This window comes from Streptomyces sp. CA-288835, from assembly GCF_050936385.1.
Classification (GTDB): Bacteria; Actinomycetota; Actinomycetes; order Streptomycetales; family Streptomycetaceae; genus Streptomyces.
Genome location: NZ_JBNJMW010000001.1, coordinates 1,488,785 through 1,504,988 on the forward strand (window position 1 = coordinate 1,488,785; position 16,204 = coordinate 1,504,988).

General features: G+C 69.8%; 15 protein-coding genes and 1 tRNA gene. 5 read left to right on the forward strand and 11 right to left on the reverse strand.

Translation table 11 applies throughout. From position 1 onward, the window contains the following. Positions 1 to 3: 3 nt before the first annotated feature. Both ACQEVY_RS06825 and ACQEVY_RS06830 read right to left on the reverse strand, forming a co-directional pair. Complete coding sequence (locus ACQEVY_RS06825) at positions 4 to 1,191, reverse strand: fumarylacetoacetate hydrolase family protein (protein ID WP_432945861.1); 1,188 nt, start codon at positions 1,189 to 1,191, stop codon at positions 4 to 6. A gap of 253 nt (positions 1,192 to 1,444) precedes the next feature. Beyond that, positions 1,445 to 1,518 (reverse strand) — tRNA-Pro (locus tag ACQEVY_RS06830). 139 nt (positions 1,519 to 1,657) lie between these two features. Here ACQEVY_RS06830 and ACQEVY_RS06835 point away from each other — a divergent pair. Then, on the forward strand, positions 1,658 to 2,359 hold the full coding sequence (locus tag ACQEVY_RS06835; protein ID WP_432945863.1) for a transketolase: 702 nt from the start codon (positions 1,658 to 1,660) through the stop codon (positions 2,357 to 2,359). A gap of 76 nt (positions 2,360 to 2,435) precedes the next feature. Next, a complete protein-coding gene (locus ACQEVY_RS06840; protein ID WP_432945865.1) occupies positions 2,436 to 3,353 on the forward strand; it encodes a transketolase family protein in 918 nt (305 codons plus the stop codon). An 18-nt stretch (positions 3,354 to 3,371) separates the two neighbouring features. On the opposite strand, the gene ACQEVY_RS06845 is transcribed toward ACQEVY_RS06840, so the two are convergent. Next, positions 3,372 to 3,731 carry an MmcQ/YjbR family DNA-binding protein gene (locus ACQEVY_RS06845; protein ID WP_432945867.1) on the reverse strand — a complete coding sequence of 120 codons (360 nt, stop codon included), beginning with the start codon at positions 3,729 to 3,731 and terminating at the stop codon, positions 3,372 to 3,374. 161 nt (positions 3,732 to 3,892) lie between these two features. Here ACQEVY_RS06845 and ACQEVY_RS06850 point away from each other — a divergent pair, with 161 nt between their 5' ends. After that, complete coding sequence (locus tag ACQEVY_RS06850; protein ID WP_432945869.1) at positions 3,893 to 5,776, forward strand: DUF2264 domain-containing protein; 1,884 nt, start codon at positions 3,893 to 3,895, stop codon at positions 5,774 to 5,776. Between the two features lie 181 nt (positions 5,777 to 5,957). On the opposite strand, the gene ACQEVY_RS06855 is transcribed toward ACQEVY_RS06850, so the two are convergent. The 6 genes from ACQEVY_RS06855 to ACQEVY_RS06880 form a co-directional block, all read right to left on the reverse strand. After that, positions 5,958 to 6,560 (reverse strand): GAF domain-containing protein, encoded by a 603-nt coding sequence (locus tag ACQEVY_RS06855; protein ID WP_432945871.1) that lies wholly within the window; start codon positions 6,558 to 6,560, stop codon positions 5,958 to 5,960. Continuing rightward, positions 6,557 to 7,156, reverse strand: coding sequence for a GTP-binding protein (locus ACQEVY_RS06860; RefSeq protein WP_432945873.1), 600 nt, complete (start codon positions 7,154 to 7,156; stop codon positions 6,557 to 6,559). The genes ACQEVY_RS06855 and ACQEVY_RS06860 overlap by 4 nt, the downstream gene beginning before the upstream one ends. Beyond that, positions 7,134 to 7,505 (reverse strand): DUF742 domain-containing protein, encoded by a 372-nt coding sequence (locus ACQEVY_RS06865; protein WP_432945875.1) that lies wholly within the window; start codon positions 7,503 to 7,505, stop codon positions 7,134 to 7,136. Before ACQEVY_RS06865 ends, ACQEVY_RS06860 begins: the two co-directional genes overlap by 23 nt. 2 nt (positions 7,506 to 7,507) lie before the next feature. Beyond that, positions 7,508 to 7,942, reverse strand: coding sequence for a roadblock/LC7 domain-containing protein (locus ACQEVY_RS06870; RefSeq protein WP_165337549.1), 435 nt, complete (start codon positions 7,940 to 7,942; stop codon positions 7,508 to 7,510). A gap of 83 nt (positions 7,943 to 8,025) precedes the next feature. Further along, positions 8,026 to 10,152 (reverse strand): ATP-binding protein, encoded by a 2,127-nt coding sequence (locus tag ACQEVY_RS06875; RefSeq protein ID WP_432945877.1) that lies wholly within the window; start codon positions 10,150 to 10,152, stop codon positions 8,026 to 8,028. A 355-nt stretch (positions 10,153 to 10,507) separates the two neighbouring features. Beyond that, entirely contained in the window at positions 10,508 to 11,710 is a 1,203-nt protein-coding gene (locus ACQEVY_RS06880) for an MBL fold metallo-hydrolase (protein WP_432945879.1), read from the reverse strand. A gap of 327 nt (positions 11,711 to 12,037) precedes the next feature. Here ACQEVY_RS06880 and ACQEVY_RS06885 point away from each other — a divergent pair, with 327 nt between their 5' ends. Next, positions 12,038 to 13,231, forward strand: a complete 1,194-nt coding sequence (locus tag ACQEVY_RS06885) for a Glu/Leu/Phe/Val dehydrogenase dimerization domain-containing protein (RefSeq protein ID WP_432945881.1) — start codon at positions 12,038 to 12,040, stop codon at positions 13,229 to 13,231. 103 nt (positions 13,232 to 13,334) lie between these two features. Next, entirely contained in the window at positions 13,335 to 13,931 is a 597-nt protein-coding gene (locus ACQEVY_RS06890; protein ID WP_328767234.1) for a TetR/AcrR family transcriptional regulator, read from the forward strand. A 532-nt stretch (positions 13,932 to 14,463) separates the two neighbouring features. Here the strand turns inward: ACQEVY_RS06890 and ACQEVY_RS06895 are convergent. Together ACQEVY_RS06895 and ACQEVY_RS06900 are read right to left on the reverse strand one after the other, a co-directional pair. After that, positions 14,464 to 15,249 (reverse strand): SGNH/GDSL hydrolase family protein, encoded by a 786-nt coding sequence (locus ACQEVY_RS06895; RefSeq protein WP_432955099.1) that lies wholly within the window; start codon positions 15,247 to 15,249, stop codon positions 14,464 to 14,466. Positions 15,250 to 15,371: 122 nt separating this feature from the next. After that, positions 15,372 to 16,103 (reverse strand): DUF6250 domain-containing protein, encoded by a 732-nt coding sequence (locus ACQEVY_RS06900; protein ID WP_432945883.1) that lies wholly within the window; start codon positions 16,101 to 16,103, stop codon positions 15,372 to 15,374. Between the last annotated feature and the right edge of the window lie 101 nt (positions 16,104 to 16,204).

Here is a 16,204-nt window from a genome sequence, read left to right on the forward strand (position 1 = left end):
GTCTCACAGCACGCCGCGCCGGGCGAGGCTGTGCATCAACGCTCGTACGCCGAACGTCCACGGCGCGGCCTGCTCGCTGGGGACGACGGTGTTGACCAGAGCGCCGAGTCGCGGGCTGGAGATCCGCACGACGTCGCCGTACTCGTGGGTGAAGCCCGCGCCGGGTGCCTGTCGGTCCTCGGTGGGGGCGAACAGCGTTCCGGTGAACAACACGAAGCCGTCCGGGTATTGATGGTGCGGACCGTGCGTGGCGGCCACCAAGTCCAGTACGTCGCGGCTGATCTCGCGCATGGAACTGCTGCCACGCAGTACGTAGCCGTCCGTGCCGTCGATCCGGAGGTCGATGTCGATCCCGCGTACGGTGTCGAGGTCGAAGTCCTCGTCGAGCAGGCGGACGAACGGGCCGATCGCGCATGAGGCGTTGTTGTCCTTCGCACGGGACAGCAGCAGGGCGCTGCGTCCCTCGATGTCGCGGAGGTTGACGTCGTTACCGAGCGTCGCGCCGCGTACCCGGCCGCGCGAGTCCACGACGAGGACGGCCTCAGGCTCGGGGTTGTTCCACACCGAGGCGCCGAGCACGCCGATGTCGGCGCCGGTGCCGACCGCGGACAGTACCGGGGCCTTGGTGAACACTTCCGGGTCCGGCCCGATCCCGACCTCCAGGTACTGCGACCACAGTCCTTCCGAGACGAGCAGTTCCTTGGCCTTGTCCGCTTCCGGCGATCCGGGACGGATGCCGTCGAGCGTGCCACCCACCACCTGCCCGACGCGGGCCCGTACCCGCGCGGCCTGCGCCGGATCGCCGCCCGTGCGCTCTTCGATGACGCGTTCCAGCAGACTCCGGGCGAAGGTGACGCCCGCGGCCTTGATCACTTGCAGGTCGATGGGGGCGAGCAGACGCGGAACGTCACGGCGGCCGGCCGGTGCGTCAAGCAGTTCGTCCAGGCGCCAGACATGGCCGCCGTCGGCCTCGCGGACGACTGCCGCCGCGTCGTCGCGTTCCATGAGGTCGGAGACGGTAGGTGCGATGGCGGTCAGGTCGACGACCTGCTCGCCGCGGACCGCGGCCACACACGGTCCGTCACATTCCGGGTTGTGGACGCGCGCGACGAGGGCGGCTCGGTCGGCGTCCGCCGGCAGGACGGAGCCGGCCGTAAGGACCGGACGAGGGCGCGCTGCTGCCGATTCCACGATCGATGCTCTCCTGGGTTCGAGGGGGTGCGGTCACCTGGGACTCAATGGGAGTCGCCGGGGGACCTCGTGTCCACGGCTTCCGCACAGGAAACCGAAGTCGGCATCCTCAAGGAGATAGGTCCAGCAGCGGCATCCTCGCAAGCCTCCGAGTAAAGGTGCCGATGAGCGGCATGCTCAACCTCGAAGATCGGAAACGACCCATACGAAAAGGGCCCCCACAGGCTCTCGCCTGCGAAGACCCTTCACACTGTCGGGACGACAGGATTTGAACCTGCGACCCCTTGACCCCCAGTCAAGTGCGCTACCAAGCTGCGCCACGTCCCGATGCCCGCTGTGACCTGGGGTTTCCCTGATCGAACGTGCATGGAAACAATACCGCACTCGGACCGGTGGTCGCGCACTCCTTTTCCTCCGGGAGACGCCACTTGACCTCAATCTTGCTTGAGGTTGCACGATCGTCAGCATGACCAAGACAGCGGAACGGCGATACACATACGAGGACCTGTCCGGGCTGCTGAGCCTGATGAGCGGGGATGAGAAGCACGGCCCCGCCGCCACGTCCACCCTCGATGCGCTCTGGGTGCTCTACGACCGGGTCCTGCGAGTCACCCCTGAGCGGGTGGACGATCCGGAGCGGGACCGGTTCCTGCTTTCCAAGGGGCACGGGCCGATGGCGTACTACGCGGTGCTCGCCGCCAAGGGCTTCGTGCCGGTGGAGTGGCTGCCGGGGTTCGGCTCGTACGACTCTCCCCTCGGCCACCACCCCGACCGGGTGCTGGTGCCGGGCGCCGAGATCGGTAGCGGTTCGCTCGGGCACGGGTTGCCGATCGCGGTCGGGACGGCGCTGGGGCTTCGGGCCCAGGGGCTGCACGAGCCCGCCGTGTGGGTGCTGGTCGGGGACGCGGAGCTGGACGAGGGCAGCAACCACGAGGCGATCGCGTACGCCGGGCCTGCCGGCCTCGACCGGCTGCACACCGTGGTGATCGACAACTCCTCCGCCAGCTATGCCCGCCCCGGCGGGATCGCCGCGCGGTTCGAGGCCGCGGGCTGGTCCGTCGAGAGCGTCGACGGGCGGGACCACGAGGCCCTGTACGAAGCGTTCACCGCGCCGCATCCCGGACGGCCGCGGGTGGTCATCGCCCAGGTCGAGCCCAAGTCCGCCTGAGATCCACATCCCTCAACCACGCGGCACCGCCCTCAGAGCTCTCATCAACCCAAACCCAGAAAGGCAATTCCGAACCATGGACACCATGCGTGACCGCCTCGCCCCCGTAGTCTCACGGCTGCTCGACGAGGATCCCCGCGTCGCGGTCGTTCTCGCCGAGATCGGCATGGCCGATTTCGAAGAGATCCGGATGCGGCATCCGGACCGGGTGATCAACGTCGGCATCCGTGAGCAACTGCTGGTCGGAGCGGGTGCCGGCCTGGCGCTGACCGGGCTGCGGCCCGTGGTGCACACCTTCGCGAGTTTCCTGGTCGAGCGGCCCTTCGAGCAGGTCAAGCTGGATCTCGGGCACCAGGGCGTGGGGGCGGTGCTGGTCAGCGCTTCCGCTTCCTTCGACTGGCCTGCTGGCGGGTACACCCATATGGCACCCGGTGATGTGGCCCTGCTCGACACGCTCGACGGCTGGACCGTCCACGTCCCTGGCCACCCGGACGAGGCGGAGACGCTGCTGCGGCACGCGGTCGCTGCGGGCGACGACAAGGTCTACGTACGCCTGTCGGTGCAGTCCAATGCGGAGGCCCTGCCGGTGGACGGCTCGCGATTTCTGACCGTCCGCGAGGGGCGCACCGGTGTTGTCATCGCCGTCGGGCCGATGCTCGACGCGGTGCTCGCGGCCACCGAGGGGCTCGATGTCACCGTGTTGTACGCGACGACCGTACGGCCCTTCGACGCGGCCACCCTGCGCCGCGTCACGGAGACGGCAGGCACCGATGTCGTCCTCGTCGAGCCGTACCTGGCCGGTACGTCGACCTCCGCCGCCAATGACGCCCTCGCGGACCTTCCGCACCGCGTACTCGGTCTCGGCGTCGGCCGCCGTGAGCTGCGCCGGTACGGGCGGATCGACGAGCACGTGGCCGCACACGGGCTGGACGCGGCTTCTCTGCGGAAGCGGATCGGAGAGTTCCTGAAGGCCGGAGCGGGCGCCCAATCCTGAGCGGTACCGACGACACCCTCAGTCGGCCGCCGGAAGGCCCAACTCCGGGTAGGACTCGAGGAGTCGGGTCGGAGCCGCCTGGCGCCAGGAGTCCGCGAGGATGTCCCGCAGCTCGTCGTCGTCCTCAAGGGAGGTGAGCCGCACCCGCACCCAGGCGAAGCCCGCCTCATGGTCGGCGATCCAGAACTTCCCGGGCTCCGCCAGGACGAGTTCGTCCCGCTCCTCCTTCGGGCAGCGCACGGCGATGGACGTCTCGTCCTCGGGCAGCGTGGCGAACATCTTCCCCGCGACCCGGAAGGTGGGCATGCTCCACGCGATCTTCTCGGTCGTGTCCGGCAGGGAGAGGGCGATACGGCGTACATCTTCTGCGTCCGGCATGACTCGCACCGTAGCCAATCCCACCGACATTCACCTGCTCAGCCGAGTTCAAGCCAAGGCGGACGCCTCTGCCCATTCAATTGATCTATCCGCGGCGTGCAGCCGTATCCCTCCTCGGAACCCTCAAAGCGACCGGCGACCCGAGGAGTCAGGACACTTACATGCCCGCACCGCATCTGGCCCTGCCACCCGCCGACCGCGTCCTGTCGCCGCTCACCGGCTGGACGCGGGCGCACTGGGAGGCGCTCGCCGACCGGCAGTTGGAGGCGCTGGTTCCCTATGCGACGCCGGGCCTGGCGCAGTATCGGCTGCCCGGCAGAACCTCCTGGTCGGGTGTGGTGTCGGACGGGCTTGAAGGCTTCGCACGGTCATTTCTGCTGGCCTCTTTCCGGATCGCGGGAGCACGCGGCGAGGTGGATCCCCGTCTCATAGAACGGTACGCGCGGGGTCTGACAACGGGCACGGACCGTGACAGCGGTGAAGCCTGGCCCGAACTCACCGACTGCTCCCAGCAGATGGCCGAGGCCGCCCTGATCGCCGTCGGACTGCACGAGACGCGCCCCTGGATCTGGGACCGCCTGGACGGTGATGTGCGGGAGCGGGTCGTGGACTGGCTGTGGGGGTTTGTAGGCCGCCGCACCTGGGACAACCACTGGCGGCTGTACCAGGTGGTGGCCGAGCAGTTCCTGGCCTCGGTCGGCGCACCGTATCGGCAGGACGACATCGACGCCGGACTCGACCGCATCGAGGACTGGTACGTCGGCGACGGCTGGTACAGCGACGGCGAGGGGCGCGCCTTCGACTACTACAACGGCTGGGCCATGCACCTGTACCCGCTGCTGTGGGCACGGATGACGGGCGGCGAGGGCGGTGGCCGCGGCCGGGTCTACCGCGACCGGCTCGCCCAATTCCTCGCTGCCTACCCGCAGTTCTTCGGTGCGGACGGCGCACCCGTGCTCCAGGGCCGCTCCCTGACGTACCGTTTCGCCACCACCGCCCCGGTGTGGCTGGGCGCCCTCGCCGGCTGCACCCCGCTGGCGCCGGGGCTCACCCGCCGACTCGCCTCCGGTGCGGTGAGCCACTTCGTGGAGCGCGGGGTGCCCGATGAGCGGGGGCTGCTTCCGCTCGGCTGGTACGGCACGTTTCTGCCGATGACGCAGCCGTACTCGGGGCCCGCGTCACCGTACTGGGCGAGCAAAGGTTTCCTCGGGCTGCTGCTGCCCGCGGACCACCCGGTGTGGACGGAGCGTGAACTGCCCCTCCCCGTCGAGGAGTCGGACCAGTACACCGCGCTCCCGGCGCCCGGCTGGCTGCTGCACGGCACGAAGCACGACGGCATCGTCCGCCTCGTCAACCACGGCAGCGACCACAACTCCCCCGACCGGCCCCCCGAGGACGACCCGCACTACGCGAAGTTCGGGTACTCCTCGGCCACCGCTCCCGAGTCCGGCGCGCATGCCTGGGAGCGCACGATGGACGGACACATCGCGCTGCTCGCCCCGGACGGCACCGCCTCCCGCCGGCGCCTGATCCATCCACTGCACTGCTCCGGACGTACGGCCGCATCCCGCTATCAAGCTCAACTGCCAGGAAACGACACCGAGTTCCCCATCGAGACCACGAGTGTGCTGCGCGGTCCCTGGGAGATCCGCGTACACCGGGTGCAGGCGCCGGCCGGTGTGGCCGTGCGAGAGGGCGGTTACGCGGTCGCCGCCGAGGCCCGGCCCACAGCGGAACGGGGATCGGGCTGGGCGCTGGCGCGGACCCCGGACGGGCTGACCAGTGTGGTCGTCGCGCTGCACGGCTGGGACGAGGACGCGGGCATCGCACGCGAGGTGGACGCCAACGCTCTGGGCCCGCATTCAGCGACACCGTACGTACGTTGCGCGGCCGGACGTCCGGGAGGCAACGGTGTGTACGTCACGCTGGTCGCGCTGACCCGGGACGCCATACATCCCCAGGCGCTGCGGGAGTCGATGTCCTGCACGGTGGAGCAGCACGAGGTCAGGATCACCTTCCCCGAAGGGGACACCGTTTCCGTATGAAGGCCCCTGGGAGGCGACTTTCCGCATGAGGATCCCAGGAGAGTACTTTCCGCATGAGGACCCTAGGAGGCCACTTTCCGCATGCGGACCCTAGGAGGGCACTTTTCTGGGACCCATCCCTATGGACCTATGGAGACCCCCAGAAGACTCCTCACATGAAGCCTCAGAATATGAAGGGCCCTCAGATTCCGCCGCTCTCCCGCAGCTCGATCCGATCGACGAGTTCCGCCGCCATCGCCTTGATGGTCTCCAGGCCAGCCCGCCCCCAGGGCCTCGGCTCGATATCTTCGACGCACACCGTGCCGAGCACGGTCCCCGTGCGGTCGATGAGCGGGGCGCCGAGATAGGAGCGGATGCCGATCTCGTCGACGACCGGATTCCCGGCGAACCGCGGATAGTCGCGTACGTCCTCCAGGGCCAGCGCCTTCCCCCGAACCACCACATGGGGGCAGAAGCCGTAGTCGCGGGCCATGTGGCGGCCGAACCGGTACTCCGTACCGTCCGCGGCGAGGATCACGGCGGACCGCCCGCCGGAGTCCGCCCCCGTGCCCGCGCCATCCGGAGTATGCAGCCCCGCGAAGAACTGCCCGTTCTCGTCAATGAAGTTGACCATCGCGTACGGCACCGCGGCGATCTGGGCCAGCCGGTCCGCGAAGGCGTCGAAGGCCGGCTCGGCCCGCTCCCCCAGACCGAGCCGGCGCAGTCGCCGCGTACGGGCGGGGGCGTCCTTGTCCTCGGGGGTGAGCAGGAGCCGACCGGCCAGGCGCGGCGGGTCGTACCTCATGTTCGGGCTCCGTAACTGGGGGCGCGTGTGGGTGCGTGGGCGATCAGATGGCGGACGAGGGTCAGCAGGGTCTGCACTCCTGAGCTGGAGATCCGCGCGTCGCAGCGCACGATGGGGATCGCCGGGTCCAGGTCAATGGCCGCCCGTACCTCTTCCGGGTCGTATCGGTAGGCGCCGTCGAACTCGTTGACGGCGACGATGAACCCCAGGCCGCGCTGCTCGAAGAAGTCGACGGCGGCGAAGCACTCCTCCAGGCGGCGGGTGTCGGCGAGGATGACCGCGCCGAGCGCGCCCTCGCACAGTTCGTCCCACATGAACCAGAACCGCTCCTGTCCGGGCGTACCGAACAGGTACAGCACATGTTCCGGGTCGAGTGTGATGCGCCCGAAGTCCATCGCGACGGTCGTCTCGACCTTGTTCTCGATGCCGTCGAGATTGTCGGTCGAGGCGCTGACCGTGGTGAGCAACTCCTCCGTACTCAGCGGCGCGATCTCGCTCACCGCGCCGACAAGGGTGGTCTTTCCTACCCCGAACCCTCCCGCCACCAGGATCTTCAGTGCGGTGGGGAAGGGGTCAGAGCTGTCGTCGTAGTCCATCGAGCACTGCCTCCAGAAGAGACCTGTCAGTCGGGTTGTGGTGGAAGGCCGGGGGTTTCGTCGTCAGCGCCCCGCAGTCGACGAGGTCGGACAGCAGCACCTTGGTGACCGCTGCCGGCAGCTTCAGATGTGCGGCCACCTCGGCGACCGAGACGGGCACCCGGCACAGTTCGAGCGCCTGGTTGTGCTCGGGGCCGAGGTAACCGAGCGGGGTGGCTCCGGTGGCCCGCATCTGTGACAGCAGATCGAGCGCGGTACTGGGCCGGGTCCGGCCGTTGCTGACGGTGTAGGGGCGTACGAGGCGTCCGGCCGCGTCATCGAGCCAGGGCCCGTCCCCGGCCGCGGTCACGCTCAAGGCCTCATCGCCGAGGGCTCGGCGGTGGACTGCCTGGGCGCGGTCATCAGATACGGGCGAACGCTCTTGACCAGCATCGCCATCTCGTATCCGAGCACGGCCGCGTCGGCCTCACGTCCTGCGAGCACGGCGAGACAGGTGCCGGAGCCCGCCGTGGACACGAACAGCAGGGTGGAGTCGAGTTCGACGACGACCTGCCGTACGTCACCGCCGTCGCCGAAGCGGACGCCCGCGCTGCGTCCCAGGGAGTACAGCCCGGAAGCGAGGGCCGCCATGTGGTCGGCACTGTCGGGGTCGAGGCCATGGACCGACTTCACCAACCCGTCGCAGGAGAGCAGCACCGCGCTTCTGGTGTGCGGGACGCGCTGCACCAGGCCGCTCATCAGCCAGTCGAGATCGGATACATGGGCGGTCGGCACATCGCTCGCCATGGGGGATCGACTCCTTGAAGTACGTACGTCGGTGGGAGCGGAAGTGTGGGTGGACGGAGAAGTGGGGGTAGGGGTGGCGTTGATCATCCGGCTGATGTGCTCCCGTCGTGCCGGGCGGTGAAGTCCGTGAGGTCGGTGAGGTCGGTGAAGTCATACGAGGGCGCGTCCGCCGGCTCGCGCGCCGCGGGCGCCTCGGGTGACGCGTGCGCCTCCTTGCGCGCCGCGTCCCGCTGTTGGGCCTCGGCGAGCCCGATGCCCCGCTGGAAGGCCGCCATCAGTCCGGGGTCGTGACCGACGAGGAAGTCGGACTCGGGGCGGGGCAGGGGCCCTTCGCGCAGCTCGGGCACGATGTGCTCCTGGGCGCGCCGTCTGGGTAGTTGGGGCTTGCCCATGGTGCCGCGCACCGCGCCGTTGCGCTGCGTCGGCGAGGCGACCGCCTTCGCGACGTTCTCGATCACGACCCGCCGCTCGTCGGACCGGATGCCGGGTAGCGCCTCCGCCGGATTGGGCCGAGCCTCGGCACCACGCACGGGGAGCGGCGCCGAACGACCGCCGTTCACCACCGTCGTACCGGCCGACGCGTCATCCCGCGACGGCTGCGACTCCGAGGTGTCCTCGCCCCGATGCCCATGCGCCGTCGTCTCCTGGCGAGCGGTCACTTCCGTGCGAACAGTCGCTTCCCTGCGGGCAGTTGCTTCCTGACGCCGCGTATGCGATACGTCGCCGGGGGCGCCCGGCGCGACCCCCCGCACCGGAACGGGTGTGCCCGCAACCGGGACTTCCGCCCCCCGAGCCGCAACCCCATCCGGAGCCGCCGTCCCCTGCCCGGGCTTCCCCTGCCCCGACGTCCCGCGAACCGGCACCCCCTGAATCGGAGTGCGGTGCACCGGAACCCCGTCGGCCGGCGTAGCGGCCTCCGACACCACCGTCCGATGCCGCCCGGCCCCCGGCTGCCCCGCGCCCGACTGCCTGGCACCGGACTGCCCGGCCCCCGACTGCTCGGGTTCCGCGCCCAGGAGCCCCTGCGGCATGACGAGTACGGCCTGGATGCCGCCGTAGATATTGGTCTGCAGCCGTACCGCGATGCCATGCCGGCGCGCGAGCTGCGAGACCACGAACAGCCCGATGCGTCCGTCCTGCAGCAGGCTCGCGACGTTCACCTGGTCCGGGTCGGCGAGCAGGGCGTTCATCTTGTGCTGTTCGGCCGGCGGCATACCGAGCCCGCGGTCCTCGACCTCGACGGCGAGCCCCGAGGTGACGAGGTTGGCACGCAGCAGAACCTGGGTCTGCGGGGCCGAGAACAGCGTGGCGTTCTCGACGAGTTCGGCCAGCAGATGGATCACGTCGGCGACGGCGTGCCCGCGCACGGTGCCTTCGATCGGCGGCACGAGCTTGACCCGCGAGTACTGCTCGACCTCGGCGGTGGCGGAGCGCAGCACCTCGGTCATGGAGACCGGGTTGCTCCACTGGCGGCGGGAGACGGCGCCGCCGAGCACGGCGAGGTTCTCGGCGTGACGGCGGATGCGGGTGGCGAGGTGGTCGACGTGGAAGAGGCCCTTGAGCAGGTCAGGGTCCTCGATCTCGTTCTCCAGCTCGTCCAGGATCGAGATCTCGCGCTGCACGAGGGACTGAAGCCGCCGGGCCAGATTGACGAAGACCTCGACCTTCTGCTCGCTGCCCGCCTGGCTGGACAGCCGGGAGGCCTGGACGACCGCGCTGACGGCGCCGTCGTGGGCGCGCGCGAGATCGTCGGCGAGCAGGTCGAACTCATCGGCGTCCGAGGCGGGTTCGCCGCGCTTCCGGCGCGCGGGCGGCCCCTCTCCGCGTCGCAACGCCTCGACGAGGCCGCGCAGTTCGGCCTGGTCGCGGGTGCTGGCAGCGCGCAGCGTACCGACCCGTTCGCGTACGGACCTGGCGGCGCGGTTGGCGGCCACGGCGGCGATCACGATGCCCGCGAGGGCGACCGCGACGGCTCCGCCGAGGACGATCCACAGGGTGAGGCTGGGCCTGGCCATGGTCGAGCGGACGGTGAACAGCACGGCGGCGCTGGCGCTGAGGGCCACCGCGATGGGTGGCAGAACCGCGAGACGCAGGAGCTGGGGCCGTATATGGGTCTCGGGCAGCGAGGGGGCGGTACGGGCGACCGGTCGCCCGTGGCGCCCGCCCTCGCGGCGGTCAGCGCGTGCGGCCGGTGCGCGAAGGTGAGACATCGACGTCCTCGTACTGGGTATGTCGGGGCCGTGGCGGCTCCCGCGGATCTGCGAGTCGGGCATGCGCCATCGCGGTGCCGTTCGCGCATGCCAAAAAACCGGCCCTGCGTCGCTCGGCGGCCACTCACAGTAGTCGCCACCGCATCACACTCGGTGGGCAGTTGACAAAGTCCGGCGGACATCGTCCCGCTCTGGTATGAGCGTTCGTACGACAGACCGATAAGCCAGTCGTACGTACATTCCCGTGCGCGATCGGATCGATCAGACCTGGTCAGGACCGGTCAACGAAAAAAGCGAGGGCCGAGGAGCAGTTCTGCCCCTCGGCCCTCGCCGACGTTCTGCGCGTACGTCCCGGTCACCCGGCCGGGACGGTCTCCGGCTCTCCGGTGTCCTCGGCGGCGTCACCCGGCGTATCGACGACCGTCTTTTCCAGGACGGGCCAGCCACCGGCCGGCGTGAGCGCCACGGCGCGCCACCAGGGCTCGGACGGCACGGTCTCGGCCGTGGGCTCGAAGGGCTCGCCGGGGCGCGGCAGCGCGATCCTGGCGCCGACCGCGCGGGCGGCGGCGATGGTCCCCTCTCCCGGCTCGGCCCACGGGTGCGCCGCCAGGTTGAAAGTCGCCCAGTGGATCGGCAGCATCACACCGCTGGGCTTCCCGCGCTGAAGGTCCAGGTGGGCGCGCATGCCCTCCTCGGGCGACATATGAATGTCGGGCCAGAACTCCGAGTAAGCACCGATCTGGATCATCGTGGCGTCGAAGGGACCGTGCTCGGCGCCGATGTCCTTGAATCCGGCGAAGTATCCGGTGTCGCCGCTGTGATAGATCCGGTGCTCATCGCCCGCGACGGCCCACGAGGCCCAGAGGGTGTGCTGGGTGTTGCGCAGGCCGCGCCCGCAGAAGTGGCGGGCGGGCGTGGCGGTCAGGGAGATACCGCCGACCTTCGTCGTCTCGTTCCAGTCCAGCTCGCGCAGCCGGTCCGGGGAGACGCCCCAGTGCTCCAGGTGGGCGCCGACGCCGAGGGGCACCGCGAACACCGTGTCCGTATCGGCCAGGGCCTTGATGGTGGGCAGGTCGAGGTGGTCGTAGTGATCGTGCGAGATGACGACCACGTCGACCGGGCCGAGCGCCGTCAGCGGCAGGGGCACGGGGTGCAGTCGCTTGGGCCCGGCGAAGGCGAACGGGGAGCAGCGCTCGCCCCAGACGGGGTCGAAGAGCACCCGGTGGCCGTCGATCTCGGCGAGCACACTGGAGTGCCCCATCCACGTCAGCCGCAGTCCGTTGGCCGGGGGTCTGGCGAGGTCGGCGAGGGTCGTGGCGTGCACCGGCACCGTCCCCGCCGGGGCGCGACGCACCCGCTCTTCCTTGCGGAAGAAGGCCTTCGCGAACTCGCGCATGGCGCCGTCGGGCCGGGGCGCACCCTCCGGATTCCGGAAGACGCCGTCCGCGAAGTTCGGCGATCTGCGGATGCGCTCCATGCGCTCACCGCTCGGATCCGCGCCGAAGGCGGCGGGCCGCAGAGCACGGAGCCCGGAGCTCAGGGGACGGAAACCGGTCACGGGACCTCCAGGTGGAGTCGGTCTGACATCTCATTATGGTCGCCGCCTCTGACAGCGCCGGGTCGGGCATATGACGGGGCGGTGTCCGTGCCGGACTCGGCGAATTCCGCCACGTACGACGTCGATCCCGTACTGAAGATCCATTCAGCACGTTGACAGCGCCGCCGCTCAACCCCTGCGATACTGACTGCTCGTTTAGTAACGACGGGCCCGACCGGCACCGGGACACTCTCGGCGCCCGGTCCCACGGCTGGTCAAACGTTTCGATTCCGTTCCCTGTTCCCTGTTCGCTCCCTGTTCCCGATTCCCCGTTCTCGAGGAGACCCCATGACAGCTCCGGCCGGCAGTCCCTTGATGACGCTCACCTGGACCGACCACGTCACCGGCCGCCAGGGGCACCTGGTCGTGGACCGACTGGTGCGCGGAGTCTCCAGCGGCGGGCTGCGGATGCGGGCGGGCTGCACGCTGGACGAGGTCACCGGCCTCGCGCGCGGCATGACCATGAAGGAGGCGCTGCACTACAACCCCCAAGCCCGCTACATCCCACTGGGCGGCGCGAAGGGCGGCATCGACTGCGATCCCCAGGACCCCGAGGCGTATGGGGTGCTCGTGCGCTATCTGCGCGCTATGCGCCCGTACATCGAGAACTTCTGGACCACCGGCGAGGACCTCGGCCTCACCCAGGACCTCGTCGACCGAGCCGCCACCGAGGCGGGCCTCGTCTCGTCCATCCAGGCCGTGTATCCGCTGCTCGACGACGAGACGGCGGCCCGGCGGCGGCTGGCGGACGCGTTCGCGGTCGAGGTGGACGGCATCGGGCTCGACGAGTTGGTCGGCGGCTGCGGGGTCGCCGAGTCGGTACTCGCGGCCCTGGACCGGGCCGGGGTGGCGTACCCGGGGACGCGCGTCGCCGTACAGGGGCTGGGCACCATGGGTGGCGCCACGGCCCGGTTCCTCGCGCGCGCGGACCTCACCATCGTGGCCGTCGCCGACGTGAAGGGCACGATCGCCAACCCGGCGGGGCTCGACGTCGAGGCGCTGCTCGCCGCCAGGGACGCGTACGGAACGGTCGACCGCTCGGCGTTGCGCCCCGCCGACCGCGAACTGCCGGGCGACGACGCCTGGTTGTCCACCGAGGCCGAGGTGCTGGTGCCGGCGGCGGTCTCCTACGCGATCGACGCCGTCAACCAGGCGCGGATCACGGCTCGTTGGATCGTCGAGGCCGCGAACATGCCCGTACGGGCCGAAGCGGAGCAGCTTCTCGCCGCGCGCGGGGTCACCGTCCTGCCGGACGTCGTCGTCAACTCCGGGACCAACGCCTGGTGGTGGTGGACGCTGTTCGGCGACATCGGGGCCGACGCGGAGGAGGCGTTCGCGTACACGCGACGCTCCATGCGGGCGCTGGTCAACCAGACGCTCACGCGCGCGGAGGCCGACGGCACGACACCGCGGGCGGCCGCGCACGCGATCGTCGCGGACCGACTGCCGGTGATTTCCGAACGGTTCGGCTGGTATCGGTGACATTCGGGCCGGCGTCGGTGGCATTCGGGCCGGTGTCGGTGGCATTCGGGCCGGTGTCGGTGACATCGGATGCCTGTCAGACCTCGTGTGTAGGGTTGCGGGCGTGGCCAGGGTTCGGTTGAGCGTTCGGGAGCGGCGGGAGGAGTTGCTGCGGGCCGCGGTCGAGCAGATCGAGGCGCGGGGCGTGGCTGCGGTACGGATCGCCGACGTGGCGGCCGCGCTGGGGGTCAGCAACGCGCTGGTGCTGTATCACTTCTCGACGAAGGAGAAGCTGGTCGCCGCCGCGTTCGCCTACGCGGCCGAGGGCGACCTGGCCCACCTGCGCAAGCTGCTCGCTCGCCGCACCACGGCGGTACGTCGCCTCCGGTCGGCCGTTCGCTGGTACGCCCCGACCGGCCAGGCCAAGGGGTGGCGCCTGTGGATCGAGGGCTGGTCGGCGGCCCTGCGGGACCCCGGGTTGCGGGAGGTTACGCGTGACCTCGACCGCCAGTGGAAGGCGGCGCTTGCCGAGGTCATCGCGGAGGGGGTGGCTGCCGGGGAGTTCCACTGCCCGTCTCCCATGGACACGGCTTTGCGCCTCACGGCGCTCCTTGACGGCTTGGCCGTCCAGGTGACGGCGTACGACGGGGCGGTGTCGCGCGCCCGGACGCAACAGTGGGCGGACGAGGCGTTGGCCCACGAGCTTGGCCTCCGCCAGTAGGGCGGTTGGGTTCGTTGTCGGCTGTGGCGCCGTTGTGGCTGGTCGCGCCCACGCGGGGTGCCTCCGGCGGTTGGGCGGGTGCGGGTGCGTGGTGGTTGCTCGCGCAGTTCCCCGCGCCCCTTGGGTGGGTGGTGGGTGCGGGGCCGCGGTCCGGTGCGTCAGCCCGTCGCCAACAGGGCATACGGCCCCTTGCTTCCACAGGGTTCTGGTGTGCCCAGACCGAAGCTAAGCGACGGGCATAGGACGCACCGGCCCACGTCCCCTCCCACCGGCGGAAAACTGCCGGTTTCGTCGGAGCGCGGGCTTTCCGGTTCGCTTACTCGTCGGGGTGCGGGCAGTCGCAGGCTTTTTAGGGGCGCGGGGAACTGCGCGACCAGCCACAACGCACAAGCAGCCGCGACACGACAGTCACCCACCACCCCAGTAGGCACCCCACCCACCCGCCGGAGGCGCCCCACCCCGCCGGAGGCAGCGGGGCCTGGGGGCGCAGCTCCCAGTTTCGGGAAGGGGCGGGGCTGGGGAAAAGGAACCCTCAAACAGCGGACCGCATGCGCAACTTGATGTCGTCCGGCGACAAACTCCCCTTCGCCACCACCCGATCCCCCGACGACTCCCCCCGAAGCCGCCGCCCAATCCACGGCACCAGATACTCCCGAGCCCAGTGAATGTCATCCCGCCGCACCTCAAGCGCCCCCCGAGGCGGCAACGGCGGCCAAGGCTGCTCAGGATCCGCAGGCACCGCCAGCCCCAGCACCTGCCCCGCGCGCAGCGCAACCCGCGTGTGCCCCTCCGGCGACAGATGCAGCCGATCACCGTCCCAGGCCCGCCGATCCTGAATGGTCTTCAGCGACCAAAGGTCAAGCACAGGACACCCGTACCGATCAGCAATCGCCCGCACATGCCCGTTATACGTAGCGATCTTGCCGCGCAAGTGCCTGAGCACCGGCACACCCCGAGTATCGAAGCCGGTTGTCACCAGCACCGTCCCGACAGCCGACGCGAGTTCGGCAACGGCACCCTCAAAGCGAGCAGCGACCTCGTCGGGATCGGTCCCCGGCCGAAGGATGTCGTTACCACCCGCGGAAAGGGAAACGAGGTCCGGCGCCAACTCGATGGCCCGCGAAAGCTGGTCCTCGACGATCTGGTCGAGCAACTTCCCGCGCACGGCAAGGTTCGTGTAGTCGAAGTCGCCCTCAGCGCGCCGGTCGGCGAGCAGTACCGCGAACCGGTCGGCCCAGCCGACGAACGCCCCGTCGGGCCCGGGGTCGCCGACGCCCTCGGTGAAACTGTCCCCCACCGCCACGTACGACCCGATCACTGATCTGCTGTCATTCTTCGAATCGTCTGCCACATCGAGCCATGATTCACCTTTCGATGTGAGCTACGCGACCGTAGGAAAGGGTTGACGGACGGTGAGATAAGCCACGCGTAAAGTCCCGGTCAACTCGGAATACAGAGCTCCCACACCCGGAAGTCCGTGATCCGGAAATGGCTCCATACGGTCCGGAACGCGAAGTGCCCGCTCGTGTACGGCTCCGGGTCGGCGTAGTCGAAGACGAGCCGCCCGTTGTTCCACCACTGGACGGTCGAGCCGTGCGAGACGATCCGGACGCGGTGGGGCCGGTTCGCCACGAGCAAGGGCTCGGTGTAGTCGTAGATCAGCGGCCGGACGCCCGCCTGGCCCACGTAACGGCGCAGCCGCGTGGTCGAGTTGTAGTTGGCGCCGTAGCCCGAGTAGTACGTCTTGAGGTAGTCGTACTCGTCGAGGGCGCCGCCGCGTTGGGTGGCGAAGAGGTCGTCCGGGGAGCGGACGTCGACGGCGTTCCAGAAGTTGTTGAGGTCCGACACCCGGTCGTTGACACCGCCCGCGGAGACCGGTGTGGCCGTGTACTCGATGACGTACGGCCCGGCGATCTTCCGCTTGAACCAGACCGTGGCGCCGCTCGGCACCTCGATCTCCATGACCCCGCCGGACGCGGTGACCCTGCCGCCCTCCTGCAACTCCGTTGCCCACTGCCCCAGTCCGTGCCGGAAGTCGTCGCGGGCGATGAGCCGTCCCCGGCGGTGGCCCGCCGACGCGCTCGAGGCATGCGCACTCGCTGTGTGCGCGGGGGCCACGGCCGCGAGGGCGGCACCGGCCGCCAGGGCTCCGAAGGCTCTGCGGGTCGTCATGGAGCGTCTCCTCGGCTGGCGTCAGGGCGGGACAGAAAGCGCTTGCCCGGAGATCTTGACGGCAGCCCGCCACCTCTGTCGACCCCGCGAACAAGCCGAAG

What these genes read in the sequence shown, in the direction of transcription:
- ACQEVY_RS06840 (WP_432945865.1), top strand. Translation starts at nt 2,436, where the DNA reads ATGGACACCATGCGTGACCGCCTCGCCCCCGTAGTCTCACGGCTGCTC.
- ACQEVY_RS06870 (WP_165337549.1), bottom strand. Translation starts at nt 7,942, where the DNA reads ATGGCGAGCGATGTGCCGACCGCCCATGTATCCGATCTCGACTGGCTG.
- ACQEVY_RS06900 (WP_432945883.1), bottom strand. Translation starts at nt 16,103, where the DNA reads ATGACGACCCGCAGAGCCTTCGGAGCCCTGGCGGCCGGTGCCGCCCTC.
- ACQEVY_RS06845 (WP_432945867.1), bottom strand. Translation starts at nt 3,731, where the DNA reads ATGCCGGACGCAGAAGATGTACGCCGTATCGCCCTCTCCCTGCCGGAC.
- ACQEVY_RS06860 (WP_432945873.1), bottom strand. Translation starts at nt 7,156, where the DNA reads ATGGACTACGACGACAGCTCTGACCCCTTCCCCACCGCACTGAAGATC.
- ACQEVY_RS06835 (WP_432945863.1), top strand. Translation starts at nt 1,658, where the DNA reads ATGACCAAGACAGCGGAACGGCGATACACATACGAGGACCTGTCCGGG.
- ACQEVY_RS06850 (WP_432945869.1), top strand. Translation starts at nt 3,893, where the DNA reads ATGCCCGCACCGCATCTGGCCCTGCCACCCGCCGACCGCGTCCTGTCG.
- ACQEVY_RS06885 (WP_432945881.1), top strand. Translation starts at nt 12,038, where the DNA reads ATGACAGCTCCGGCCGGCAGTCCCTTGATGACGCTCACCTGGACCGAC.
- ACQEVY_RS06855 (WP_432945871.1), bottom strand. Translation starts at nt 6,560, where the DNA reads ATGAGGTACGACCCGCCGCGCCTGGCCGGTCGGCTCCTGCTCACCCCC.
- ACQEVY_RS06875 (WP_432945877.1), bottom strand. Translation starts at nt 10,152, where the DNA reads ATGTCTCACCTTCGCGCACCGGCCGCACGCGCTGACCGCCGCGAGGGC.